Annotated in this window: 20 protein-coding genes; 7 read left to right on the top strand and 13 right to left on the bottom strand. The window is 72.3% G+C overall.

The window, feature by feature from the left end; all coding sequences use genetic code 11:
* Positions 1 to 45 precede the first annotated feature (45 nt).
* Positions 46 to 732, bottom strand: a complete 687-nt coding sequence (locus tag CLT68_RS30700) for a DUF4191 domain-containing protein (protein ID WP_088949492.1) — start codon at positions 730 to 732, stop codon at positions 46 to 48.
* A gap of 207 nt (positions 733 to 939) precedes the next feature.
* Between CLT68_RS30700 and CLT68_RS33590 the strand changes: the two genes are divergently transcribed.
* Entirely contained in the window at positions 940 to 1,110 is a 171-nt protein-coding gene (locus CLT68_RS33590) for a hypothetical protein (protein WP_172862077.1), read from the top strand.
* Positions 1,111 to 1,235: 125 nt separating this feature from the next.
* Positions 1,236 to 4,133 (top strand): helix-turn-helix transcriptional regulator, encoded by a 2,898-nt coding sequence (locus tag CLT68_RS30695; protein ID WP_486482386.1) that lies wholly within the window; start codon positions 1,236 to 1,238, stop codon positions 4,131 to 4,133.
* Positions 4,134 to 4,172: 39 nt separating this feature from the next.
* Here CLT68_RS30695 and CLT68_RS30690 read toward each other — a convergent pair whose 3' ends face one another.
* Both CLT68_RS30690 and lipA read right to left on the bottom strand, forming a co-directional pair.
* Positions 4,173 to 5,903: a hypothetical protein gene (locus tag CLT68_RS30690; RefSeq protein ID WP_099856186.1), complete on the bottom strand. Its 1,731-nt coding sequence runs from the start codon at positions 5,901 to 5,903 to the stop codon at positions 4,173 to 4,175.
* Positions 5,904 to 5,956: 53 nt separating this feature from the next.
* On the bottom strand, positions 5,957 to 6,952 hold the full coding sequence (gene lipA / locus CLT68_RS30685) for a lipoyl synthase (RefSeq protein ID WP_099856184.1): 996 nt from the start codon (positions 6,950 to 6,952) through the stop codon (positions 5,957 to 5,959).
* Between the two features lie 454 nt (positions 6,953 to 7,406).
* On the opposite strand from lipA, the gene aspS reads away from it, so the two are divergent.
* Positions 7,407 to 8,693, top strand: a complete 1,287-nt coding sequence (gene aspS / locus CLT68_RS30680) for an aspartate--tRNA(Asn) ligase (protein WP_099856181.1) — start codon at positions 7,407 to 7,409, stop codon at positions 8,691 to 8,693.
* Between the two features lie 21 nt (positions 8,694 to 8,714).
* On the opposite strand, the gene lipB is transcribed toward aspS, so the two are convergent.
* The 3 genes from lipB to CLT68_RS30665 form a co-directional block, all read right to left on the bottom strand.
* A complete protein-coding gene (gene lipB, locus CLT68_RS30675) occupies positions 8,715 to 9,356 on the bottom strand; it encodes a lipoyl(octanoyl) transferase LipB (RefSeq protein WP_099856179.1) in 642 nt (213 codons plus the stop codon).
* Positions 9,357 to 9,437: 81 nt separating this feature from the next.
* Positions 9,438 to 10,679, bottom strand: coding sequence for a hypothetical protein (locus CLT68_RS30670; protein ID WP_143743294.1), 1,242 nt, complete (start codon positions 10,677 to 10,679; stop codon positions 9,438 to 9,440).
* A gap of 57 nt (positions 10,680 to 10,736) precedes the next feature.
* Positions 10,737 to 12,569 carry a DUF6311 domain-containing protein gene (locus tag CLT68_RS30665; protein WP_099856174.1) on the bottom strand — a complete coding sequence of 611 codons (1,833 nt, stop codon included), beginning with the start codon at positions 12,567 to 12,569 and terminating at the stop codon, positions 10,737 to 10,739.
* A gap of 218 nt (positions 12,570 to 12,787) precedes the next feature.
* Here CLT68_RS30665 and CLT68_RS30660 point away from each other — a divergent pair, with 218 nt between their 5' ends.
* Positions 12,788 to 14,029: an extracellular catalytic domain type 1 short-chain-length polyhydroxyalkanoate depolymerase gene (locus CLT68_RS30660; RefSeq protein WP_099856172.1), complete on the top strand. Its 1,242-nt coding sequence runs from the start codon at positions 12,788 to 12,790 to the stop codon at positions 14,027 to 14,029.
* Positions 14,030 to 14,138: 109 nt separating this feature from the next.
* Here the strand turns inward: CLT68_RS30660 and CLT68_RS30655 are convergent, their stop codons facing one another.
* Both CLT68_RS30655 and CLT68_RS30650 read right to left on the bottom strand, forming a co-directional pair.
* Positions 14,139 to 15,053: an LLM class flavin-dependent oxidoreductase gene (locus CLT68_RS30655; protein WP_099856170.1), complete on the bottom strand. Its 915-nt coding sequence runs from the start codon at positions 15,051 to 15,053 to the stop codon at positions 14,139 to 14,141.
* A 197-nt stretch (positions 15,054 to 15,250) separates the two neighbouring features.
* The gene (locus tag CLT68_RS30650) at positions 15,251 to 16,150 is read right to left on the bottom strand and encodes a TIGR01777 family oxidoreductase (RefSeq protein ID WP_088949483.1); all 900 of its coding nucleotides are present in this window, start codon (positions 16,148 to 16,150) and stop codon (positions 15,251 to 15,253) included.
* Positions 16,151 to 16,463: 313 nt separating this feature from the next.
* On the opposite strand from CLT68_RS30650, the gene CLT68_RS30645 reads away from it, so the two are divergent.
* Complete coding sequence (locus CLT68_RS30645) at positions 16,464 to 17,315, top strand: NmrA family NAD(P)-binding protein (protein ID WP_099856168.1); 852 nt, start codon at positions 16,464 to 16,466, stop codon at positions 17,313 to 17,315.
* Positions 17,316 to 17,342: 27 nt separating this feature from the next.
* On the opposite strand, the gene CLT68_RS30640 is transcribed toward CLT68_RS30645, so the two are convergent.
* Complete coding sequence (locus CLT68_RS30640) at positions 17,343 to 18,341, bottom strand: aldo/keto reductase (protein ID WP_099857826.1); 999 nt, start codon at positions 18,339 to 18,341, stop codon at positions 17,343 to 17,345.
* 56 nt (positions 18,342 to 18,397) lie between these two features.
* On the opposite strand from CLT68_RS30640, the gene CLT68_RS30635 reads away from it, so the two are divergent.
* Positions 18,398 to 18,817 carry a MerR family transcriptional regulator gene (locus CLT68_RS30635; RefSeq protein ID WP_099856166.1) on the top strand — a complete coding sequence of 140 codons (420 nt, stop codon included), beginning with the start codon at positions 18,398 to 18,400 and terminating at the stop codon, positions 18,815 to 18,817.
* Here the strand turns inward: CLT68_RS30635 and CLT68_RS30630 are convergent.
* Both CLT68_RS30630 and CLT68_RS30625 read right to left on the bottom strand, forming a co-directional pair.
* Entirely contained in the window at positions 18,807 to 19,295 is a 489-nt protein-coding gene (locus tag CLT68_RS30630) for a hemerythrin domain-containing protein (RefSeq protein WP_231927113.1), read from the bottom strand. The two genes, CLT68_RS30635 and CLT68_RS30630, sit on opposite strands and share 11 nt — an antisense overlap.
* A gap of 92 nt (positions 19,296 to 19,387) precedes the next feature.
* A complete protein-coding gene (locus CLT68_RS30625; protein WP_099857824.1) occupies positions 19,388 to 20,725 on the bottom strand; it encodes a low temperature requirement protein A in 1,338 nt (445 codons plus the stop codon).
* A 154-nt stretch (positions 20,726 to 20,879) separates the two neighbouring features.
* On the opposite strand from CLT68_RS30625, the gene CLT68_RS30620 reads away from it, so the two are divergent.
* A complete protein-coding gene (locus CLT68_RS30620) occupies positions 20,880 to 21,815 on the top strand; it encodes an SDR family NAD(P)-dependent oxidoreductase (protein WP_099856164.1) in 936 nt (311 codons plus the stop codon).
* Positions 21,816 to 21,877: 62 nt separating this feature from the next.
* Here the strand turns inward: CLT68_RS30620 and sucB are convergent, their stop codons facing one another.
* Together sucB and lpdA are read right to left on the bottom strand one after the other, a co-directional pair.
* Positions 21,878 to 23,722, bottom strand: coding sequence for a 2-oxoglutarate dehydrogenase, E2 component, dihydrolipoamide succinyltransferase (sucB, locus tag CLT68_RS30615; RefSeq protein ID WP_099856162.1), 1,845 nt, complete (start codon positions 23,720 to 23,722; stop codon positions 21,878 to 21,880).
* A 67-nt stretch (positions 23,723 to 23,789) separates the two neighbouring features.
* Positions 23,790 to 25,181 carry a dihydrolipoyl dehydrogenase gene (gene lpdA / locus CLT68_RS30610; RefSeq protein WP_088949478.1) on the bottom strand — a complete coding sequence of 464 codons (1,392 nt, stop codon included), beginning with the start codon at positions 25,179 to 25,181 and terminating at the stop codon, positions 23,790 to 23,792.
* Positions 25,182 to 25,343: the final 162 nt, after the last annotated feature.

Here is a 25,343-nt window from a genome sequence, read left to right as displayed (position 1 = left end):
CGGACCCACACGGGTCCGGCTCTTTTCAGGCGTACACCTGGGGGGTCAGCGGCCCCGCGACTGGCGGAAGGCGCCCGGCGGTCGCATGTTCTTCGGGATCGCGCCCTTGGGCATCTGGGGCCGGGCGGTGAGCGCCTTGAGTCGCTTGTCCAGCGAGTTGACGTCCTTGCCGGAGAGCGCGCGGGGCAGGCGCAGCAGCGTCGTCCGCAGCTTGCGGATCGGCAGCTCGCCCTCCTCCTGCCCGATCACGTAGTCGTGCAGGGGAGCGGAGCCGATCACCTTGGACAGCCGCCGCTTCTCCTGCCCGAGCAGGCCGCGCACCCGCTGCGGGTTGCCCTCGGCCAGCAGGATCACGCCCGGGCGGCCGATCACCAGGTGGACCATGTCCATCTGGGTGGTCGAGCTGACCGCTGGGGTCACCCGCCAGTCGCCGCGCATGTTCTCCATGATCTGCGCTGCCGCGCCGGGTTGGCCCTCGGCGGCGTTCATCATCGCCTTGTTGGACCGGAGGTTGAGCACGATCAGCACCGCGAGCAGGACGAACAGGATGCCGATCGGCAGCCAGATCCAGCTCCAGAGGATGACCGCGACCACGGTGAGGGCGAGCGGGATGAGCACCGCGGCGGCGACCAACGGCGCGAACCACCGGTCCTGCTTGGCGGTGAACTTGAACACCATCCCGATCTGCTTCAGCCGCTGGCCGAACGAGACCTTCTCCTGGGGCTTTGCCATGCCGCAGAGTCTAGTGGTCGCCGCCTGCCCCGTTGATCCGCGTCCGGGTGCCGGGGCAGCTGAGTACCTTACGTCTCCTCACCGCCGCAGAACGGACGGGTAAGGAGGGTGCCGGCCGGGAAGATGAGGCGGTGTGCCCATGCCCGGGTGGGGCCTTCGCGCGAAGAGTCATCAGCAGAAGACGACGACGCCACGAAGGAGCCCGACATGTTCGGCAACGACGCAGACTTCCTGCTCTCCCTGCACCGTACGCACACCGCCGAGCTGCGCGCCGAGGCGGCCGCGGAACGGCTCGCCCGGTCGCTGCCGCGTCCGGCCGGCCGCGATTGGCTGGGTCGGCGCAGGCACGCCAGCCGCACCGGCGACGCCCGCCGGTGACCGCGCCAGCCTCGGCGGCCACGGCGCCCGCCGTGCCGGCCGGCCGACTCGACGCCGCCCCGCCGCCCGGCCACCGGCCGATCGGCGGGGCTGTCGGCGGGAGCCGTCATGGCATGCTCGAACCTGTGACCGTTCGTGCCGCCAGTTCCGTCCTCGTCGGCCGCCAGCGTGAGATCGCGGCGCTGCGCGACGCCCTGGGTCGCGCCCGGGTAGGGGAGCCGACCACAGTGCTGGTCGGTGGCGAGGCCGGCGTGGGCAAGACCCGGCTGCTGGAGGAATTCGGGGGCTGGGCCACCGGCGGCGGGGCGCGGGTGCTGGTCGGCCAGTGCCTGGAGCTGGGCGAGGCGGGCCTGCCGTTCGCTCCGTTCGCCGCCGCGCTGCGCGCGGTGCTGCGCGCCGACGGCCCCGAGGTCTTCGCCGGCTACGAGGCGGAGTTCGCTCCGCTGCTGCCGGAGCTGGGACGGGCGTCCGCGGCGCTGGCCGGCCCTCGTCCCGTCCCGCTCAGTGACGCCCCGCGCGGTTACCTGTTCGACCTGGTCGCCGAGCTGTTCCAACGACTCGCCGACGCCCGCCCGCTGGTGCTGCTCATCGAGGACCTGCACTGGGCCGACCGCTCCACCCGGGACCTGATCGGCTTCCTGGTCCGGGCCGCGCGGCCGGGTCGCCTGCTGCTGGTCTGCACCTACCGCACCGACGAGTTGCAGCGCGGGCACCCGCTGCGCCCGTTCCTCGCCGAACTGGACCGCGCCCGCGGTGTGGAGCGGGTCGAGTTGGGCCGACTGGATCGCGACGGCACCGGCGCGATCCTCGCCGACCTGCTCGGCGCCGAGCCACCCGCCCGGGCCGTCGACGATGTCCACGGCCGCACCCAGGGCAACCCCTTCTTCATCGAGGAGCTGGCCGTCGCCGGCTCCCCGCTCGGCTGCGCGGCGCTCCCCGAGACGCTGCGCGACCTGCTGCTGGCCCGGGTGGACCGACTCCCCGAGCCGACCCAGCGGGTGCTGCGCATCGCGGCTGCCGGCGGCACCCGCTTCGCCCACGACCTGCTCGCCGAGGTCGCCGGGCTGCCCGAGGCCGAACTGGAGGACGCGCTACGCGTCGCCGTCGCCGCCCAGCTGGTGGTGGCCGACCGCGACGGTGACTACGAGTTCCGGCACGCGCTGGTCCGCGAGGCCGTGCACGACGAGTTGCTGCCCGGCGAACACGCCCGGCTGCACGCCCGCTTCGCCGCCGCCATCGAGGCCCAGCCGCACCTGGTCCCCGCCGGCCGGGCCCCGGCGGAGATCGCCCACCACTGGTACGCCGCGCACGACCACCCGCGGGCCCTCGTCGCGGCACGGGCCGCAGCGGTCGCTGCCGGCGATCGGTACGCGTACGCCGAGCAGCGCCGACTGCTGGAGCGGGCGCTAGAGTTGTGGGAGCTGGTGCCCGACGCCGCCGACCTGTTGGGCATGGACCACCTGGCGTTGCTGGAGCAGACGCTGGCCGCGGCGGTCACGGCCGGCGACTTCAGCCGGGCCATCACCCTGACCCGGGCCGGCCTGGCCGAGGTGGACGCCGACGCCGCACCGCTGCGCGCCGCCCGCCTGCTCAACCAGCGGGGTCGGCTGATGGCCCTGCTCGGCAAGAGTGACGGTCGCCGCGAGCTGGATGAGGCGTACCGGCTGGCCGCTGGCGGCCCCCGGGGAGCGGAGCGGGTCCGGCTGCTCGCCGACATCGCCGCGCACCTGGTCAAGATCGACCCCAAGCAGGCGGCCCGGGTGGCCGCCGAGGCCGCCGTTGACGCCGAGGCGTTCGGCGAGGACGTTGCCCTGCTGCACGCGCGGATCGCCCTGCTCTGCCACGGCGAGCGGGACCTGGAGCGAGGGCTGGCCGAGCTGAGCCAGGCCGAGGCCGTCGTCCGTGCGTCCGGGGACGCGTCGGGGCTGGTGCTCGCCCGGGTGTACCAGTCGGACGTGCTGTGCGAGCTGGGCCGCTACGCCGAGTCCGCGCAGGCTGCCGAGGCCGGCGTCGCCGAGGCGCGTCGGGTGGGGATCAGTCGCTCCACCGGGGCGTACCTGTTGTCCAACCGGGCCGAGGCGTTGATCGCGCTGGGTCGCTGGGACGAGGCCGAGGCGGTGTGCGCGGAGGCCGCGCGGATCGACCTGTCCGGCGTCACCGGCCTGCACTGGCTCCAACTGAGTGCCGGGCTACGGCTGGCCCGCGCCCACCCGGCCGCCGACGAAGTGGTCGACCGGGCGCTCACCTTCCTCGGCCGGCCCTACCTGTGGCCGAGCCACCGGCTGCCCCTGCACGAGTTGGCGATCGAGGCAGCGTTGGCCGCCGACGACAAGGTGGAGGCAGTCCGGGCGGCGCGGGTCGCGGCGGTCGACGAGAGCCTGCCGCAACTGCCCCGCGAGGGTTGGCCGGTGCTCAGCGCCGTCGCGCGTACCGCCGCCCGGGTGGGCGACCGGGACCTGTCGGTCGCGGTGGCGGCGCTCGCCGCCGACCTGCCCGTCCGGCACCCGGCGGCGCGGGCGCACGCCGCTCAGGTCGCCGCCCTGCTCGCGGTCGGCGACCAGGCGCTGCCGGCCTGGCGGAAGGCGGTCGACGCGTGGCGGGTCGACGGGCAGCCGTACCCGCTGGGTCGCGCGTTGCTGGCGCTCGCCGAGTCGGCTGCCGCCGCTGGCGAGCGCGACGAGACGGCGGCGGCGGTCACCGAGGCCGCCGAGATCGGTCGACGGCTGGGTGCGGTGCCGCTGGTCGAGGCGGCTGCCACCCTGGCGCGGCGGGTCGGCCTGCGCACCACGGGCCAGGGCGGTGCCGGCGCTGACCTGCTCACCGCGCGGGAGCGGGAGGTGCTGCGACTGGTCGCCGAGGGGCACAGCAACAGCCGGATCGCCGAGCAGTTGTTCATCTCCCCGAAGACGGCCAGCGTGCACGTTTCCCGGATCATCGCGAAGCTGGACGTGACCAACCGGGTGGAGGCCGCCGCCCTGGCGCACCGCCTCGGCCTGCTCACCGAGCCGGCGGCGTCGCACTGACGCGCACCGTGTTGTCGCACTGACGCTCACCCGGCGAGGTCACTGCGGCAGGTAGATCCGCCAGCCGTCGATCGTGACCAGGTCGAGGGCGCCCGGGTTGGCGCGCTGCCGCTCGTCGAGCGCGTTCGCCAGCGGTGAGCCGGCCGGTGCGACCCAGGCTGGCGCCGCCGCCCTGTCCACCTCCCGCCGGTACGCGGGGTAGCGGTCGAAACCGGGACGCAGCGCGTCGTCGACGACCGCGCAGACCACCTGCTCTGCGGAGGCGAATGTGAGTCGGTTGCAGGTCCAGTAGCCGGCGCGCACCTGCCGTACGCCGAGCTGCCGCAGGGTGCTGACCAACTCGGCGTGCCGGGCCTCGGCGGCCCGGGTGGCCGGCGCGGTCTGCGCTGACCGCCAGGTGGCCTGGGCTGCGGTGCCCAGCGTGGCCGCGAGCAGCGCCAGGGCGACCGGCCGGGCCAGCGTCCGCCCGAGGCCGCGCCGGTCGGTCGCCGACGGGCGCGGGTCGCGCCGGGCCACCGTCCACACCGGCCAGAGCAGCGCCGGCAGGGAGATGAGCAGGCAGGACAGGTAGCGGGAACTCTCCACCGGGGTGAGGCCGGCGGAACTGCTCACGGTGTACGCCCCGAGGGTGACCACGGCGGCCAGCACGAGCGCCAGCCGGATCGCCGCCGCCACCCGGGGTGCAACGAGCACCGGGTCACCAGGATCAGCGGGATCGACCAGCGAGGCAGGACCGGCTGGCGACGCAAGGTCCGCCGGCGAGGCGGCATCGGCTGGCGAGGTGGGGCCGGCTTCGGTGGGCGGTCGGCGTAGTGCCCGCCAGGCGGTGGCGGCACCGAGGGCCAGCAGCAGCGGCAGGGCGAGCGCCCACCAGAGTTGCCAGGTGTCGCACCGCACCGGAGCGCAGAAGCCCATGCCCAGCGGCGGGCCGAGCAGCAGGCCGCCGTGCAGCCGGTCCGCCCAGTTGGCGGTGGCGTTCGCGCCGCTGGCGGCGAGCACCGCGTGCAGCGGGTTCCGCCCGTTCAGCAGGCTGTGCAGCAGCAGCGGGGCCGCCCCCAGCACGGCGGTCGCCCCGAGCAGCGCCCCGGCGGCACCCCACAGCTCCCGGCGGCAGAACCCGACGAGCACCGCCCCCGTCGCCACCACGTACGGCAGCACGAGTGGGTCGACCCAGAGCATCAGGCCGGCCAGGAACCCCCACGCGGCCCACCGCGTCAGCCGCCATCCCGGCCGGCCGGTGGCCAGATCCACGGCGAGGATGGCCAGCGCCACCCCTGCGGCGTTCATCTCGGGGTAGCCACCGCCGGCGATGAGCTGGTTCTTGACGATCCGGTCGGAGCCGAGCGCCAGCAACGCCACCACCAGGAGCCCGAACCACCGGTCCCCGGTCAGCCGCAGCGTCAACCGCCAGGACAGCAGCAGGAACAGCAGGTACAGCGCCAGGGTGGGCAACCGCAGGCCGAGCAGTGACGGCCCGCCAGCCAGGGCGAACACCGGCGCGGCCAGGTACGCCTCCAGCGTGCCCATGTACTGCTGGCCGTAGAACCAGACCGGGAAGCCCTCGCCTCGGGCGATGTGCAGCGCGGCCAACCCCATGGTGGCCTCGTCGCTGTTCGTCGGCGGCGCCGCGTTGACCAGCAGCCAGAGCCGGTAACCCACCCCGGCGAGCACGGCCACCGCGGTGAGCCAGCCGACCAGGCGCAAGCGCGTGCCGGGCCGCGGGCGCGGGGAGTCCGCGCCGCGCGGCTGTTCGCGTACGCCGGCGGTCATCGCACGATCATGGCATTCGGACGCCGCACGGCCCGTGCGGCGCTGCCGGCGGATCAGCCGGCGGTGGTGACGGCCACCCCGGCGCGGGCGTCGAGCGCCTGCTTGTAGAGCCGGCCGGCCCGGTACGACGAACGCACCAGCGGCCCGCTCATCACGCCAGCGAAGCCGATCTCCTCGGCCTCCTCGCGCAGCTCCACGAACTCCTCCGGCTTGACCCAGCGGGTCACCGGGTGGTGCCGGGGGGTCGGCCGCAGGTACTGGGTGATGGTGATCAGCTCGCAGCCTGCCTCGTGCAGGTCGCGCAGCGCCTGCGAAACCTCGGCCCGCTCCTCGCCCATGCCCAGGATGAGGTTGCTCTTGGTGACCAGGCCGTCGGCGCGGGCCTGGCGGATCACGTCCAGCGAGCGGTCGTAGCGGAACGCCGGCCGGATGCGCTTGAAGATGCGCGGCACGGTCTCCACGTTGTGGGCCAGCACCTCGGGACGGGAGCCGAAGACCTCGGCCAACTGCTCGGGAACGGCGTTGAAGTCGGGGATCAGCAGCTCGACGCCGCAACCCGGCTGAAGGGCGTGGATCTGTCGGACGGTCTCGGCGTACAGCCAGGCGCCGCCGTCGGGCAGGTCGTCACGGGCGACGCCGGTGATGGTGGCGTACCGCAGCCCCATCGAGACCACCGACTCGGCGACACGACGCGGCTCGTCGGCGTCGAACTCGGCCGGCTTGCCGGTGTCGATCTGACAGAAGTCGCAGCGCCGGGTGCACTGGTCGCCACCGATGAGGAAGGTGGCCTCCCGGTCTTCCCAACACTCGTAGATGTTGGGGCAGCCGGCCTCCTGGCAGACGGTGTGCAGCCCTTCGCGCGAGACGAGCCCGCGCAGCTGGGTGTACTCCGGACCCATCTTGGCCTTGACCTTGATCCATGGAGGTTTGCGCTCGATCGGCGTCTCGGCGTTGCGCGCCTCGATCCGCAGCAGACGCCGCCCCTCGGGGGCCGCCGTTGCGGTGCGCGCTGCCTGGCCGGTCGTCGGCGCGGAGTGCTCGATCGTCACGAAAACGAGCCTACGCCGGACGGCGGGTGTCTATGTGCGTCGGGCGACCGGCGTCACGCCCCGAACGTTGTGACGCCGGACACCGGAGTGTCGAAAATGTGCGTCACACGAGAGGGATTCGGGTGCTACGGTCACCGCCAACAGCGACGACGGAGCCGAGTAGCGCGCCGACCCGCCAGTGCAGAGAGCCGCCGGTGCTGAGAGGCGGTCTGGCGCCGGTGTGCGAAGACCCTCCCGAGCTGCGGGAAGAACGGTTGCGGGTCACCCGTGCCCAGTAGAGCCCGCCCGGCTGGCCCCGGTCATCAGGCGACGAACGAGGCCCCCGCTCCGGCGGGGGTGAAGGTGTGGTGGCACCGCGAGGTTCCCGCTCGCCCACACCTCCCTGGGGCTGATGCGACGCATCGCTTCCCCCAGGGCGGCGAAGGCGTGGCGATGGACCGAGGAGCAGCCCGCCATGCAACGAACCCTGTCCCACCACCTGCCCACCCGGATCGGCACGACAGTGCGGATCGCCGGCTGGGTGCACCGCCGCCGACTACTCAAGTCGGTGGCCTTCCTGATCGTGCGCGACGCCACCGGCCTCGCCCAGGTGGTCGTCACCGACCCGACCGTCCGCGCCGAGCTGGAGAAACTCCCCGAGGAGACGGTCGTCGAGGTCACCGCGACGGTCACCGCGAACGAAACGGCGCCCGCCGGGGTCGAGCTGACCGACCCGACGGTACGTCCACTGGGGCCGCCCGCCGTGCCGCCACCGTTCGACCTGTACCGGCCGGCGCTGACCGCGAGCCTGCCCACCCAGCTCGACAACGCGCCCACCGCGCTGCGGCACCCCACCCGGTCGGCGGCGCTGCGGATCTCGGCGGCGGCGGTGGCCGGCTTCCGGGCCGCCCTGGACACCCGGGACTTCGTGGAGATCCACACCCCGAAGGTGGTCAACTCCTCCACCGAGAGCGGGGCGAACGTGTTCGCGCTGGACTGGTTCGGTGGGCCCGCGTACCTGGCCCAGTCGCCGCAGTTCTACAAGCAGTTGATGGTCGGCGTCTTCGAACGGGTCTACGAGGTGGGGCCGGTCTTCCGGGCCGAGCCGCACGACACCGTCCGGCACCTCGCGCAGTACACGTCGCTCGACGCGGAGCTGGGCTTCGTCGCCGACCACCACGACGTGATGCGGGTGCTGCGCGACGCAGTGGCTGGGATGCTGGGCACGGTGGGCGAACGGGCCGGTGGCGCCCTGGCGACGCTCGGCGTCACGCCACCGGAGGTGCCCACGGAGATCCCGGAGGTGCACTTCACCGAGGCGCTGACGATCGCCGGCGCGCCCGCCGACGAGCCGGACCTCGCGCCGGCCCACGAACGGGCGCTGGGCGAGTGGGCCCGCCGCGAACACGGCTCCGACTTCCTCTTCGTCACCGGCTACCCGATGGCGAAACGACCGTTCTACACCCACCCCGACCCGGAGCGGCCCGCGTACTCGAACGGTTTTGACCTGCTCTTCCGTGGTCTGGAGCTGGTCACCGGCGGGCAGCGGCTGCACCGGCACGCCGACTACCTGGCGGCGTTGGTGGCCCGGGGTGAGCCGGTCGAGCCGTACGCCGGCTATCTGGACGCGTTCCGGCACGGCATGCCGCCGCACGGTGGCTTCGCCATCGGCCTGGAACGGTTCGTGGCCCGGCTGGTCGGCGCGGCCAACATCCGGGAGGTCACCGCGTTCCCGCGGGACCTGCACCGCCTGACCCCGTAGGGCCATGCGCCGGCTGTGCGCTCAGATTTCGGTCAGGGTGGACAGTCGGCGCTCGACCACCGGCAGCACGTCGGCGACGCTGATCGGGCGGCCCAGCTCGGCGGTGAGCGAGGTGACGCCGGCGTCGCGGATGCCGCACGGCACGATCCGGTCGAAGTACGTCAGGTCGCAGTCACAGTTGATCGAGAAGCCGTGCAGGGTGACGCCCCGGGCCACCCGGATGCCGATGGCCGCCACCTTGCGGGCCGGCCCCCGGTCGTCCTCGGGCACCCAGACCCCGCTGCGCCCCTCGACCCGACCGGCGGTCAGCCCGAACTCGGCGCACACGTCGATGAGCAGCTCTTCGGTCCGGCGCACGTAGGCGACCACGTCCACCGGGTCGGGCAGGCGCAGGATCGGGTAACCGACGAGCTGCCCCGGCCCATGCCAGGTGATCTTGCCACCGCGGTCCACGTCGACGACCGGAGTGCCGTCCATGGGCCGGTCCCACGGCTCGGTGCGCTTGCCCGCGGTGTAGACGCTCGGGTGCTCCAGCAGCAGCACGGTGTCGCCGCGCTCGCCAGCCACCACCGACTCGTGCAGGCGTCGCTGCTCGTCCCAGGCGGCCTGGTAGTCGAGCAGGCCGCCGCGGACGGCCGTCAGGCCGGGGGTCGTCGTCGTCACGGCGTCCAGCCTAGTCCCGCAACGAGCGATCTTCCCTGGTGAGCCGCCTCACCGGGCACCCCTGCCGCGACTCGGCCGGGCTCAGGCGCTGGGTGTCGGGGCGGCCGAGCGGCGGCGCCGCAGACGGCGGGTGAGGAGGGCGACGGCGAGCAGCAGTGGGACGGCCAGCGTCAGGTAGACCCAGAGCGGGGCGGCGAACGGTGACGGCCGGGGCTCTGACCCACCGAACGCGGCCCGGGTCAGCAGGTCGCCCGGCACCATCAGGTCGGTCGACCCGACCGGCGTGGTCACCAGCACCTCACGACCGCCGTCGGGCGACAGCGCGGCGAGAAAGGCTTGCCGGTCTGTGTCCGCCTCCGTTTCGCTGACATACCGCAGGATCGGGTCGTCTCCGCGCCAGCCGATGACCCCGCTGACCGAGGTGCCGGCCGGCAGGGCCTGGCCGACGGCTTGGCCGGTGACAGTGTCCAGGAACTCGATCCGCCAGGTGCGCGCCGCCGCCTGCTCGGACGTGCACCTGGGCCCGGCGCAGCCGTCGAAGGCGAGCAGCGCGAGCCGCCGGCCGTCGGGATGCCAGGCGGCGGCGCCGGCCAGTATCCGCCGGTCGCCGAGGTCGACCTGCCAACGAGTGCCGCCGCCGGCCGGGTCCACGACCACAAGTCGCTGGCGCTCGGCGAGCTGGGCTGGCACGTCCGGCGAGCCGGTGACCGCCACCAGGTCGCCACCGCGTGACCAGGCCGCTGCGGCGTGCGCGGCGAAAGTGCCCACGTCGAGCGTCCGCTCGGTGCCCCGGAACGGGTCGACGACGAGCAGGTCGTCGGGCTTCTCCGGATCGTTGAGCTGCTGGTTGTCCGGTCCGTAACTGATCACACTGTCATCGTTGCTGCGGGTGCCCAGCACCTGCTGCCCGTCCGAAGACCAGGCCATCGGGTACACGCCCGTGCTCACCGTGCGGCGCTGCCGACCGGTGGTGAGATCCAGTAGCTCGCCGGAGTCCGGCCGAAGGTAGTGCCGTCCATCCGGGGAGAGCAGTCCGTGCCCCTCGCCGATGCGGATCGGGATCAGCCGGTACGCGCCGTCCCGGTCGACCAGCACACCTGTCGACTCGAAATAGCGGGTGCGGTCGGTGAAGAACAGCAGCGCGGCCGGACCGGCCGGGCGTTGCCCCACGGTGGCCTGCCACAGCCAGGGATCGTGCACCCGGGTCGGCACCACCCCGGCCGCGCTCCCGGCGGCCGTTGCGGCTGGTGTGTTGAGCGCGACGAGCCCCAGCACGAGCGCGACCACGGCAGCACGCCGCAGTCGCCCGCCGGTCAATCTCATCGGCCCATTAGACGCGATGGCGGCCGGTCGTGATGCCCCGGCTGGCCGCGTCGTGGTCTACCGGTCGGCGGGCGGGATGCGCCAGAGCCAGACGTCGTCGACCCGTTGCGGCTCGCCGAGCAGGGCGGTGCCGGTACGCAGCAGCGCCTCCTCGTCGACCTCGAACTTCGCGCCGTGCACCTGGTCGGCGAGCACCACCGTCTCGATCCGCCAGTGCCGCAGGTCCGACTGGACCTCCTGGATGGTCCCGTCGGTCACGATCGGCACCAGCCCGGTACGGCCAGCCTGGTCCATCAACGCGCTCAGGGTGCGCGGCACCGGACCGATCCGGCCGCGCCCGTCGGGCCCGCCCGGGCCGAGGAAGAACCCGCCGGGGATCTCGAACTCGCCCTGCCGGTGCGACAACGCGTACGCCTGCCAGCGCTGGCCGTCCGGGTAGATGTCCACGGGCAGCGGCACCGGGGTGAGCACCCCGTCCGGTGAGACGTAGTCGCGCCACGTGCCGGAGGTGATGAACCGCGGGATCGGTTCCCGCTCGTCGGTCAGCAGCGGGGTGGGCAGCAGCGGCACCAGGGCCACCGCGAACCCGACCAGCCAGACCAGCTCGGTGGAGCGGTGCCGGGGTGGCGCGGCGCGCAACTGGTCGACGGCGTACGCCAGCAACAGCCCGATCACCGGTGCCACCACCAGCGCCAGCCGGGCGGGCAGCGCGGCGTTCACCACAGGCAGTTGTCCGAGCAGGTCGAACGGCATGGGAAGGTCGGTGCGTCGCCCGTCGATCTTGGCGATCGGGCCGAAGGAGAGCACCGAGAAGATCAGCGCGAGGACGCCCAGTGCCCAGAGGGTGGCCCGGCGGCTCGGGTCGGCCCGCCGCCAGAGCGCGACGAAGCAGACCACGGTGAGCACCAGCAGCGGGATACCGAAGAAGGAGTTCTCCTCGGTCGGGTTCGGTGCCAGCGAGGTGCCCAGCCCCGCCTCACCGGCCAGCGAGCGGCGCGGGAAGGCGGCGAACGCCGCGATGTCCTCGGAGTGGATCACCGGGTCGAAGCCGGTGCCGTGGAACCGTTGCGGCCCGGCGAAGTGCAGCCACAGCGGGTACGACAGCAGCACGCCGGCGACCACGGCGGTCACCCCGAGCCCTCGCAGGAAGTTGGGCAGCGCGGCGCGTGCCTCGGCCCGGTTGGCCGGGTGCAGCGCCCAGACGGCGACGAACACCCCGAGCGCCAGTGCGGTGAAGAACAGCCCCTCGGCGGCGATCGAGAAGGCCACCGCGACCAGCACGCCGAGGATCACCCCGTCGCGGAGCCAGTGCCCGGCTCGGCGCAGCGCGAACAGCCGCCAGATCAGCAACGGCACCAGCCAGCCGGCGGTCCAGTTCAGGTGCGCGTTGGCGTGCGAGACCATGCCGGGGGAGTAGGCGATGAACAGGGCGCCGATCCCGGCGGCCAGCTGGCTGCGGACCAGGTGCCGGGAGAGCAACCAGTACCAGACCAGCGCGGTGGCGAACAGGTTCAGGGTGAGGATCACCAGGAACGTCGCCGGTGGCCCGATCAGGTACGTGAGGGGGGCGAAGACCACCGCGTACACCGTGATCGAGGTGTTGACCGCGAGGTTCACGCCGTCGGGGACGTTGATCAGGTACGTGAAGAGCGGGTTGTCCCCGTGGGTGACCGCGTGCCCGCCGAAGGCCAGCAGCCACTCGAAGAGCGCCTGGTCGCTGGAGTTGACGGTGATGGTCCGGGTGTTCGGGTCCCGCCACAGCCCACTGGTCACCCAGACGGCGAGCGCGAGCGCCACCAGCACGACGATCAGGTCGGCCCGGCGGTCCCGGACGACGCGCGGCGGTGACGCTGGTGCGGGCCCGGTGGCCAGCGACGGGGAGGACGGCACGCAGCGGACGTTACCAACCGGACCTGGACGGGCCGGTCAGACCTGCAAGGACAGGACCGTTGGGGACGGATTCGGCCCGCCACGTCGACGGTCTGGCGTACACAGTGTCCGTCGTGAATGTGTGAGCGTGCCCCATGTCATCGCGGCGACACATCGTCGTAACGTCACGGCAATTCGACCGTGACCCAGTTCACAGTCCGCCCCCTCTGGAGGCCGCCGTGCGCCGCTCCTCGTCCACCATCACCCGCCTGATCGGCGGGCTCGCCGGGCTCGCCCTCGCCCTGGCCGGAGCGGTCGCCATCGCCGCCCCCGCCCAGGCAGCCACCCTCACCCAGGTCACCGGGTTCGGCTCCAACCCGGGCAACCTCGCCATGTACGCCTACCGGCCGGACAACCTGCCGGCCAACTCCCCGGCCGTCGTCCTCCTGCACGGGTGCACCCAGAACGCGTCCGGCTACTTCGCCAACTCCGGTTGGCAGAAGTACGCCGACCAGTGGAAGTTCTCGCTGATCGTCGCCCAGCAGCCTTCCGGCAACAACGCCAACTCCTGCTTCAACTTCTTCGAGTCGGGCGACACCACCCGCGGTCAGGGTGAGGCGCTGTCGATCAAGCAGATGGTCGACCACGCCAAGGCGAACTTCGGGGTGAACGCCTCCCGGGTCTTCGTCAGCGGCCTCTCCGCGGGCGGGGCGATGAGCGCGGTCATGCTCGCCACCTACCCGGACGTCTTCGCCGCCGGATCGATCATCGCGGGGATTCCCTACCGCTGCGCCACCAGCATGGTCAACGCGTTCAGCTGCATGAGCCCGGGCGCGGACAAGACTCCGGCCGCCTGGGGCGACCTGGTCCGTGGCGCGTACTCCGGCTACACCGGCCCGCGGCCCCGGGTGGCCATCTGGCACGGCACCTCGGACACCACTGTCACCCCGCTCAACGGCACCGAGTCCCGCGACCAGTGGACCAACGTGCGGGGGGTCTCGCAGACCCCGAGCAGCACCTCGTCACTGCCTGGCAACACCAGCCTGGAGGTGTACGGCAACGACGACGTACGCCTCTACCGGGTCTCCGGGATGGGCCACGGCACTCCGGTCGACCCGGGCTCCGCAGCGGAGCAGTGCGGCACCGCTGGCGCGTACTTCCTGGACACCATCTGCTCGACGTACCGTGACGCGCTCTTCTTCGGCCTGAACGGCGGCGGCACCAACCCGACCCCCACCCCGACGGCCACGCCGACCCCGACCCCGACGGCCACGCCGACCCCGACTCCGACGCCGACCCCGACCACGCCGGTGACCTGCGTGACCGCCAGCAACTACGCGCACGTGGTGGCCGGTCGGGCGTACCAGTCCGGTGGCTATGCCTACGCGAACGGCTCCAACCAGCGGATGGGCCTCTACAACACCTTCTACACCAGCGCGCTCAAGCAGACCGCCCCCAACTACTGGGTGATCGGCTGCTGACCCCGCGCCCCAGGCCCTGTTGATCAAGAGGTTTGCGTCATCCGGAGGCCGGAATCTGACGCAAACCTCTTGATCAACCCGGTGGCCGACGCGGGCCGTCGGCGCGGGCTCAGGCCAGCCGGGCCAGGACCGGCGTGAGCGAATCCAACGCGTCGCGGCGGACCACGAACCGGGTCACCCCCCAGCGCTGTTCGTGCTCGGCGACCGCTGTGACGATCTCGTCCACCGTGCCGATCAGCACGAACGGGGTGGCCAGCAGTTCGGCGGCGGTCATACCGTTGCGCCGGGCCTGCTCCGCGGCGGCAGCCTCCGCGTCGTCGGTGACCACCACCGTCTGCACCAGCGCCTCCAGCGCCGGCGGGTCGGTCCGGCCGGCCGCGCCGGCTGCCACGCAGGCCAGCTGCGCCTCCATCTGGTCGGCCCGCCACCGCGCCTCGTGCTGGTGGCCGTCAGCGAGGGTACGCCCGAACCCGGTCAGCCCGACCACGTCGGCGTGCGCGCCGGCCCAGCGCAGCAGCGTCGAGTTCGCCGTACCCATCGTCAGCGGGATCCGGTCCTGCACCGGCCGGGGTTCGCGCAGCACCGCCTCGCGCATCGTCAGCTCGGCCGAGTCGACGGTGACCGAGGCGCCGTCGAGCAGGGCGCGGACTGCCTCGGCGACGGCCACGCAACGGCGGACCCGGCCGGCCACGTCGGGGCGTTCCCGGCCCACCGCGCGCCACTCCGCCGGGGTGTGACCGGCGCCGACACCGAGCCGGGCCCGACCACCGGAGATCAGGTCGAGGGTTGCCACGTCGGCAGCGAGAAGCATCGGTTCCCGTACGCCGAGGTTCGACACGTAGGAACCGAGCCCGATCGTCGAGGTGACCGGGGCGGCGGCGGCCAGCGCTACGAACGGTGACGTCACGTCGCCGGGGTGGTCGGCGGCGAGCAGGGCGTCGAAGCCGGCGGTCTCGGCCCGGCGGGCCAGCTCGGCCCAGCTCGTCGCGTCGGTCGGGGTGGCCTGGAGGGAGAAGGTCGCCATTGGTCCAGCATCGGCCCACGCCAGCCTGCCGGCGACCTGCCGGCCGCCGATTCTGCCGAGGGCCGAACCACCCGGGGGTAGGCGGGCCGAGGCTCCGCCCGGCGCCCCCGGCTCCTGCTGATCATGAAGTTGTTGCCACGACACGCCGAGGCGGGTGACAACAACTTCATGATCAACGCGAACGGCGGCAGGGGTGTTCAGGGAGTCAGGGCCGCCTGGAGAGCTTCGGGGAGGGTGGGGTGCTGGTAGCGGTAGGCGGCTCTCGTCAGGACGCCGGGGAGGACGCGGGTGCTGGTCAGGGCCTCGTGGGAGAACCCGCCGAGGGCCACCTTGAGCGCCAGCGCGGGGATCGGGATGATCGCCGGGCGGTGCAGCTGTCGGGCCAGCTCGCGGGTGAACTCGGCGTTCGTCACCGGGTTCGGCCCCACCACGTTGACCGGGCCGGCGACCTCGTCGTGGTCCAGCAGGAAGAGGGTCGCGCCCAGCCAGTCGGCCAACGAGATCCACGGCAGCCACTGCCGGCCGCTGCCCAGCCGGCCGGCGATGCCCAGCTTGAATGGCAACAGCTGCGGCTTGAGCAGCCCGCCGTCGCGGTCCAGTGGCAGGCCGGTGCGCATCCGGATGACGCGTACCCCGGCGTCTTCGGCTGGCCGGGTCGCGGCCTCCCACACCCGGCAGACGTCGGCCAGGAAGCCCTCGCCGGCCGGCGCGTCCTCCTCGACGGCCCGGTCACCGGTGTTGCCGTACCACCCCACGGCCGAAGAGTTGAGCAACACCCGTGGTCGGTCGGCGGCGGGAAGCCCGGCGATGGTGGTCGCCAGTGTGGTGGTGCTGTCCACCCGGCTGGTCCGGATCAACCGCCGGTAGTCGTCGTTCCAGCGTTTGTCGCCGACGCCCGCGCCGGCCAGGTTGATCACCGCGTCCGCCTCGGCGACCACGGCCGGGTCGAGCTGCCCGGCGGCGGGGTCCCACCGCCGCTCCTGCGGGTCGCGCGGCGGCCGACGGACCAGCCGGGTGATCTGGTGCCCGTCCGCTGTGAGCCGGTCGGCCAGCCGGGTGCCGAGGAAGCCGGACGCGCCGGCCAGAAGGATGCGCATACCCCCATCTTCGTCCAGAACGCCACCGGGAGATGCGTGGGGCCGCCGGTGGCGGGGGCGTTCCGGTGAACGATTTTGCGCGGAACCCTCGTGCGGTGTGAAAGCGCAGGTCAACGAATGGTCCCGGGGCCAAAATAGGCTGCCGCGCGCATTCGGTGGTCAGCGCGTTTCCGCAGGTCAGAGCAAACGTGAATGGGGTGTTCGCGATTGCTTCCGGCCTCGATCTGGCTGAGCATTAGTCATCCGAGAGCGCCCCCGGATGGCGGGGTCGGCTCGCCGTGCCCGCCGTCGGGCGATCCCCTGAGGAGGAACCATGCCGATCCTGGTGACCGGAGCGACCGGGACCGTCGGAGGCAGCGTGGTCCGGCAACTGGTCAGCGCCGGCCACGACGTACGCGCACTGACCCGCGATCCCGCGTCGCCGGCGGCCACCGCGCTGCCCGACCGGGTGGAGGTGGTGGCGGGTGACTTCGCCAGGCCCCACACGTTGGTCGCGGCGCTGCGCGGCGTGACGCGGATGCACCTGGTCGCGATGGACGGGTACGGGCCGCTGACCACCGGTGCGGAGATCCTGGAGCTGGCCCGACAGGCCGGCGTCCGCCGGGTCACCCATCTCGGCCACAACGATCCGAGCCGGGCGGACGACGACCCGATCGAGGCGCCCCACCGGCCGCTGCACCGGGCCGTCGAGAACTCGGGCCTGGAGTGGACGCACGTCTTTCCCGGCGAGTTCATGGCGAACACCAGCGAGTGGGCGGCAGGAATCCGCGCCGAGGGGGTGGTGCGCGCGCCGTTCGGGGACTGGAACAGCGCGCTGGTCCACGAGGCGGACATCGCCGCGGTCATCGTGGCCGCGCTGACCGAGGACGGCCACGCCGGCCGGGTGTACCAGCCGACCGGGCCGGAGCCGGTTCGCCGCCGCGACGCGGTCCGGATGATCGGCGAGGCGATCGGCCGTCCGGTGCGCTTCGACGAGTTGACCCCGGAACAGGCCCGCGAGTACTGGAAGGACCACTACCCGACCGAGGTGATCGAGTGGTTCCTGGAGATGGGTCGCCATCCCGACGGCAACGGCTGGGTCGCCCCGGACGTCGAGCAGGTGACCGGACGCCCCGGGCGCACGTTCCGGCAGTGGGCCGCCGAGCACGCGGACGACTTCCGGTGACGGCGCCCGGGGCGAGGGCCGCGGCGGTCAGGCCGCGTGAGCCGGGCGCAGGTCGGCGAGCAGTCGCTCCACCTCGGCGTACGTCTCGGCGCTCAGCGGGCCGAGCGTCAGGGTCGCCAGGTTCTCCTCGGCCTGGGCCACCGTGCGCAGGCCGGGGATCGGGACGGTACGCGGGCTGCGTGCCAGCAGCCAGCCCAGCGCGCCCTGTGCGAGGGTCCGCCCGTCGGCGGTGAGCGCCGCGCGGACCTGCTCCACCCGGGCCGCCCAGCGCGGTGTCGGCCGGCCGTCGGTGAACCACTCCAGCCACTCCGGCGCCCGCCCGCGCACGTCGTCCGCCCCGACGGCCCGGGTCGACCCGGTGAGCAGCCCCATCGCCAGCGGCCCACGGTTGAGGCTGGCCAGGTCATGGCTGTCGCAGACCGCCAGCACCGCCGCGTTGTCGCGCAGCACCGACTCGTCGTGCTGGATCGCGGCGCAGTGCGGGCCGGCCGCCGCGAACGCCTCCGCCGAGGCGGGGTTGTCGGTGCTCCACCCGTACGCCCGGATCTTGCCCTGGTCGACCAGGGCCTCCAGGGTGTCGACCAGATCGAGCGCGGCGGGCACCGGCAGATCGTTGATGTGGAGTTGGTAGAGGTCGACGTGGTCGGTGCCGAGGCGGCGCAGCGAGTCCTCCAGGCTGCGTACCGCGAAGGCCGGGCTGGCGTCGGTGCCGAGCGCCCGCCGGGTGGATTCCTCACTGACGTTGCCGAACTTGGTGGCGATCACCGCGCTGTCGCGCCGGCCGGCCAGGGCCCGGCCGAGGATCCGCTCGCTGTGCCCGGCGCCGTAGTTGCTGGCCGTGTCGAACAGGGTCACCCCAAGCTCGATTGCCCTGTGGATGGTGCGGATCGACTCGTCGTCGTCGACCTCGCCCCAGCCGAACGGCTGCCCACCGTCACCCCAGAGCGGGCCCCCGATCGCCCAGCACCCCATCCCGATCGCGCTCACCTCGATGCCGCTGCGTCCCAGCGTTCGTGTCGTCGTCATGGTCACCAGCCTCCAACCTGGAGTGCGCTCCAGGTCAAGCACTACGATCTCGCGACATGAGTGGTTACGCCCCCTCGGAGGCTGCCCGTCGCAGCGGCTTCAGCCTCGACACCCTGCGCTACTACGAGAAGATCGGCCTGCTCGCCGACGTGGGCCGGACGACGGGCGGTCAACGGGTCTTCACCGACGACGACCTCGGCTGGCTGGTGCTGTTTCGCTGTCTGCGCGACACCGGGATGCCGATCGCTCAGATGTGCCGCTACGCGGAGCTGGCCCGCGAAGGCGACCACACCGTCGACGAGCGGCGGGAGCTGCTGAAACAGCACGCTGTTCGGGTCGAGGAGCAGATGCTCCTGCTGAGCCGCCAGTACGAGCACCTGCGAGAGAAGATCCGCTTCTACGAGCGGCTGCCCGGGCCGGCGCCGGAGGCCGAGCGGCCCACCGCAACCCGGCCCGGCCCAGCCGTCAGTCGGTGACCTGCGGAGGCACGGTCAGACCGAGGAGTTCCTCGGCCGTCCCGGGTCGGCCGGTGAGCGCGTTCAGCGCGGAGACCAACCGCTTCTCCTCGTAACGGAAGTGCGACTCCAGCAGCGCGGCCAACCCGTCCAGCTCGCCGCGCACCTGGGCGAGGGGCACCGCCGTGTCGCCGGCGAGCAGCGCCTCGACCCGCTCCAGGATCCCCGCCACGACCTCGTGATCGGTGATCAGATTCGCGATGACCGGGCGTAGTTCGGGGACCTGCTCGGCCAGCAGCCGGAACGCGCCCGCGTCCTCGCCGGTGTGGTGTCGGCCCAGTGCGGCGCAGAAGGTCAGGCAGTGCGCCCGCAGGTCCCGGGACGGGGCGTCGAGGTTTGCCCGGAGACGGGTCAGTTCCGCCCTGAGCCAGAGGTGGATCTCGATCATTTGATTGCCGACGGCGGCGAGCCGGTCGGCCGGTGAACCGGTCGGGTGCACGTTTGTCCCATGCTGTCCCCGCGCCTCCATGCCCACGGCGGCCTTCGTGCCGGGTACACCGCGACGCTGCCCCGGAGTCTATCCCGAACCGATCACGGCGTGGTTGGCTCGTCGGTCTCCCGGACGTCGTGCCAGCGCGCCCGCCAGGCGGCCTCGTGGGCCTCGTGGCTGGTCCGCTCCTGGAAGACGGCGGAGCGCAACGCGTGCCGGGAATCCGACATCACCATCACCTCCACGGCCACCAGCGCCACGCAGATCACTGTCGCGAGGGTGAGCGCGCCCAGCGCCGGCAGGTGCTGACCGACCGGGAGGGCCGCGATGAGCACCACGATGACGCCGACGCGGGTCCAGCTGACGGTGTGCAGGGTGCGCAGCTGGAACAACAGGTTGACGGCGAAGTAGCAGATCAACCCGCCGAAGAGCATCGGCACGGCCGGTCCCTCGACCTTCTCGGCGATCCCGCCGGCCGGGTCAGTGATCTTGTGCAGAACCTCCTCGTTGCCGATGGAAAAGAGGATCACCCCGGCGATCATCGGCAGGTAGAGGTACGCGTACGCGTCGCGGGCCATGGCCACCCGGGGGGCGCCCTCCGCCGCGTGCAGGGCGATCCGGGCGGCCGGCCCGATGAAGTCGAAGTGCGCCCACCACAGGGCGGCGGTGACCACGATGCCGAGCGCCGCGGCAGCCACCGCCGGCCAGGTCACCGGCTTGCCGAGCAGATTGCCGCCCACCCCGGTGGAGATGATGGACTCGCCCAGCGCGATGATCAGGATGAGGTCGTAGCGCTCCGTCCAGTGCTCGGCGCTGGTCACCCCCCAGCCCCAGGTGCCGACGATGAAGCCGGTGGCGTACTGCACCACCACCACGGTGATCCACAGCCCGTCGCGGACCATGGCGGCCTGGTCGGGGTCGGTGATCTGCGGCGGAATCAGCGCGGCGGCCAGCAGCAGCACGATGCTCACCGCCAGCTCCGGGGCGAAGCGCCGCAGTTGCCGCCGCTCCTGCGGGCTGTCCCGCACCACATGCTGGTAGAGGATCATGTGGACGGCCCGGACCACGACGTAGCTGATGGCCACCAGCATCGGGCCGGCGGCGCTCCCCTTCGGGTCGTTGAAGGCCTGCGGCAGCGCCAGCGCGAACGCGAACAGGGCGACCATCGCGATCACCATGAGCACCGGGACGTAGCCCTCGCCGAGCCGGACCCGGGTGGCCACCAGGCTGTGCACCACCCAGATCCACCAGAGCACGGCGAGCACCAGAGCGGCGTGCAACAGCTGCCGGCCGGAGATGTTGGCGGCGGTCGCCCGGGTGATGATGAAGAACGAGAAGACGAAGACCAGGTCGAAGAAGACCTCGAACTTGTCCACCCGGGCACCGGGAGCAATCGGGACGGCCGGTCCCAGTTGTCCACCCCGCCGGTAGCCGCCCACGATCCCACTCTGGCAGCGTCCGGCCTGCTCGGAGGCCTGAACAGCGATGGCGACGGTGTCCGGCGTTACCTCCGGTCCGGCTCGGGAAAACACCGGGACTACCGCCTCCGGCAGCGGGCCGGTCGGTCCGACCCACCCTGGACAAGGATGGATCATGACGACGAACAACCCGATCACCACCTCGTTCGCCCATACCTCCACGGCCATGGACGTGATCCGGGGTGTGGACCTCGTCCGTCGGCGGGCGATCGTCACCGGCGGGTCGTCCGGCATCGGCGTGGAAACCGCCCGCGCCCTGGCCAGCGCCGGCGCGGAGGTCACCCTGGCCGTCCGCAACCCCGACGCCGGCCACAAGGCCGCCGACGACATCACCGGCACCACCGGCAACGACCGCGTCCTGGTCGCCCCGCTCGACCTCGCCGACCAGGGTTCGATCGCCGACTTCGTCGCCAACTGGGACGGACCGCTGCACATCCTGGTCAACAACGCCGGCATCATGGCCGCGCCCCTGTCCCGCACCCCGCAGGGCTGGGAGATGCAGTTCGCCACGAACCACCTGGGCCACTTCGCGCTCGCCACCGGGCTGCGCCCGGCACTCGCGTCCGGCGACGGGGCCAGGATCGTCTCGGTCAGCTCCGCCGCCCACCTGCGCTCACCGGTGGTCTTCGACGACATCCAGTACGACCAGCGGGAGTACGAGCCGTGGCAGGCGTACGGGCAGTCCAAGACGGCCAACGTGCTGTTCGCCGTCGAGGCGTCCCGGCTCTGGGCCGACGACGGCATCACGGCCAACTCGCTGATGCCCGGGGCGATCCGGACCAACCTCCAGCGCTACGTCAGCAAGGAGGAACTGGACCGGCTGCGCGCGGGCAACGCGGCGGCCTGGAAGACCGTCGAACAGGGTGCCGCGACCTCGGTGCTGGTCGCCGCGTCGCCACTGCTCGACGGTGTGGGCGGGCGCTACTTCGAGGACTGTCAGGAGGCCGCCCCCGCCCAGCCCGGCGGGCGGACGGGAGTCGCCGCGTACGCGCTGGACCCGGAGGCCGCCGAGCGGCTCTGGAAGGTGTCGACCGCGCTGCTCAAGGCCTGAGGACGCACACGAGAGGGCGCCCCGGTCGACGACCGGGGCGCCCTCTCGGCGTTGCGGGCAGATCAGGCCAGGCCCAGCTCCGACTCGAAGTTGCCGGCCTCCAGCCGCTCCTTGACCGTGGTCAAGAAGCGAGCGGCGTCGGCGCCGTCGATCAGCCGGTGGTCGTAGGACATGGCCAGGTAGACCATCGACCGGACCGCGACGACCTCGCCCAGCTCCGGGTCGTTGACCACGACCGGCCGCTTGACCACGGCACCCGTGCCGAGCATCGCCGACTGCGGCGACGGCACGATCGGGGTGTCGAAGAGCGCGCCCCGGCTGCCCGTGTTGGTCAGCGTGAAGGTCGCACCGGCCAGCTCGTCCGGGCTGATCTTGTTGGTCCGGGTCCGCTCGGCCAGGTCGGCGACCCGCTTGGCGATGCCGCCCAGGTTGAGGTCGCCGGCGTTGTGGATGACCGGCGTCAGCAGACCCCGCTCGGTGTCCACGGCGATGCCCAGGTGCTCGGCCGCCGGGTAGGTGATCGTGCCACCTTCCAGGTCCATGCTGGCCTGGACGATCGGGTGCGTCTGGAGCGCCTCGATGGCGGCGAGCGCGAAGAACGGCAGGAAGGACAGCTTCACGCCGTGCCGCTGCACGAAGGAGTCCTTCGCCTGCGCCCGCAGCTTGGCGATCCGGGTGACGTCCACCTCGACCACAGTGGTCAGCTGCGCCATCTCGTGCAGCGACTCGTGCAACCGCTTGGCGATGGCCTTGCGGATCCGGGGGAGCTTCTCGGTGGTGCCCCGCTTGCCGCTCGGCTGCGGCTTCTCGGCCGGCTTGGCAGCAGCCGCCGACGGTGCGGTGGCCTGCGCGGGTGCGGCAGCGGGGGTGGCCTTGGCGGCCTTCGCCTTCTCGGCGGCCTCCAGCACGTCCTGCTTGCGGATCCGGCCACCCACACCGGTGCCGTTGAGCGAGGAAAGGTCCACGCCGTGCTCACCGGCCAGCTTGCGCACCAGCGGGGTCACGTACCCGGCGGCCTCCTCGCCGCCACCCTGCGCCGGGGCGGACGGACGCGGCGGCGTCGAGGCCGGCGCGGCAGGCTGCGACGCCTGCTCGGTCTTCGCCGGCTGCGCCGAGCTTTCGGTCTCCGCGGCCGGCTCGTTGTACGACATGCCGGGGGTCGGCTCCTCGACCTTCGGCTCCGGCTTCGGCTCGGCCTTGGGCGCCGGCTTGGCCTCCGCCTTCGGCTCGGGCTTCGGCTCGGGCTTGGCCTCGGCGGGGGCCGCACCGGCAACGCCGATGATCGCCAGGTCGGCGCCGACGTCGGCGGTCTCGTCCTCGGCGACCTTGATCTCCAGCACAGTGCCGGCGACCGGCGACGGGATCTCGGTGTCCACCTTGTCGGTGGACACCTCCAGCAGCGGCTCGTCGACCTCGATGGTCTCGCCGACCTGCTTGAGCCAGCGGGTGACAGTGCCCTCGGTGACGCTCTCACCCAGGGCCGGCATCTTCACCGCGGTGCCCTCGCCCGAGGAAGCGGTGGCCGGAGCCGGCGCCTCGGTCGGCGCCTCGTCCTGGGCCACCTCGTCGGCGGTGCCCTCGGCGGCGGCCGTCGGCTCGGCGGCCGGCTCGACCTCCTCGGCCGGGGCCTGCTCCTGCGGGGCGGCCTCGCCACCGCCGGTCGACTCGCCCTCACCGGAGATGACAGCCAGCTCGCTGCCCACCTCGGCGGTCTCGTCCTCACCGACCACGATCCGGCTCAGCACGCCGGCAGCGGGCGACGGGATCTCGGTGTCGACCTTGTCGGTGGAGACCTCGAGCAGGGGCTCGTCGACCTCGACCGTGTCGCCCTCCTGCTTGAGCCAGCGAGTGACGGTGCCCTCGGTGACGCTCTCGCCGAGCCGGGGCATGGTGACCGATACCGGCATTTTCTGAGACTCCTTCATTCCCCTGGTGGGATCTTCGCCCGTCGCCGGACGCCGCGGTTGTGGATGATCAGGCGTGCGCGTGCAGCGGCTTGCCGGCGAGGGCCAGGTGCGCCTCGCCCAGGGCCTCGTTCTGGGTCGGGTGGGCGTGCACGAGCTGGGCGACCTCCGCCGGGTAGGCCTCCCAGTTGTAGATGAGCTGCGCCTCACCGATCAGCTCACCCACCCGGGCGCCGATCATGTGCACGCCGACCACCGGGCCGTCCTCGACCCGGACCAGCTTCACGAAGCCGGTGGTCTTGAGGATCTGGCTCTTGCCGTTGCCACCCAGGTTGTAGTTGTACGTCTTGACCTTGTCGGCGCCGTACTGCTCCTTGGCCTTGGCCTCGGTGAGGCCCACCGACGCCAGCTCCGGGTCGCAGTAGGTGACGCGCGGGATGCCGACCTCGTCGATCACGGCCGGGGTCTGCCCGGCGATCTCCTCGGCGACGAAGATGCCCTGCTGGAAGCCGCGGTGCGCGAGCTGGAGGCCGGGCACGATGTCGCCGACCGCGTAGACGTTCGGCACGCTGGTGCGCAGCCGCTCGTCGGTCAGCACGTAGCCGCGGTCCATCTTGACGCCCTGCTCCTCGTACCCGAGGTTGGCGGTGTTCGGGCCGCGACCCACGGCGACCAGCAGCAACTCCGCCTCGACGGTCTCGCCGCCGGAGATCGTCAGCTTGACGCCGCTCTCGGTCTTCTCGACCTTCTCGAACGGCTTGCCGACCTTGAAGTTGATCTTCCGCTTGCGGAACGCCCGCTCCAGCGCCTTGGACGACTCCTCGTCCTCGGCGGCGACCAGCCGGGGCAGCGCCTCGACGATCGTCACGTCCACACCGAAGGACTTCCACACGCTGGCGAACTCGACGCCGATCACGCCGCCACCGAGCACGATCACCGACGACGGCACCCGGTCCATCGTGAGGGCGTGGTCGCTGGTGATGATCCGCTCGCCGTCGACCTCCAGGCCGGGCAGGCTCTTCGCGTACGAGCCGGAGGCCAGGACGATGTTGCGGCCGGTGTAACGCTTGCCGTCCACCTCGACCACGTTCTTGCCGACCAGCTTGCCGTGGCCCTCGACGATCGTGATGCCCTTGTTGCCCTTCAACATGCCCTGCAGGCCCTTGTACAGGCGGGCGATCACGCCGTCCTTGTACGAGTTGACCCCGGCCATGTCGATGCCGATCAGCTCGGCCTTGACGCCGAACTGCTCCGACTCGCGGGCCTGGTCGGCGATCTCCGCGGCGTGCAGCAGGGCCTTCGTCGGGATGCAACCGTTGTGCAGGCAGGTGCCGCCGAGTTTGCCCTTCTCGACCAGCGCGACCTTCAGGCCCAGCTGGACGGCGCGCAGCGCGGTCGCGTAGCCGCCGCTGCCACCTCCGAGAATGACAATGTCGAAGGTCGCTTCGTTCGGCTCGCTCACGTCCAACTCCCAGGTCGCGTCGCTGCATCGGGGGTCACAGAGGTGTAACACGGACACACCCCACCTCGGTCATCTTGTCACCACTGGGCACAGGGTGCGTACCGAGGTGCCCAACGACACGTCATCGACACGTACCCTTGGCACCGTCGTCGATGACGCAAC

The sequence above is a fragment of the Micromonospora sp. CNZ299 genome, assembly GCF_002754415.1.
This window is presented reverse-complemented; position numbering and strand designations above follow the sequence as displayed.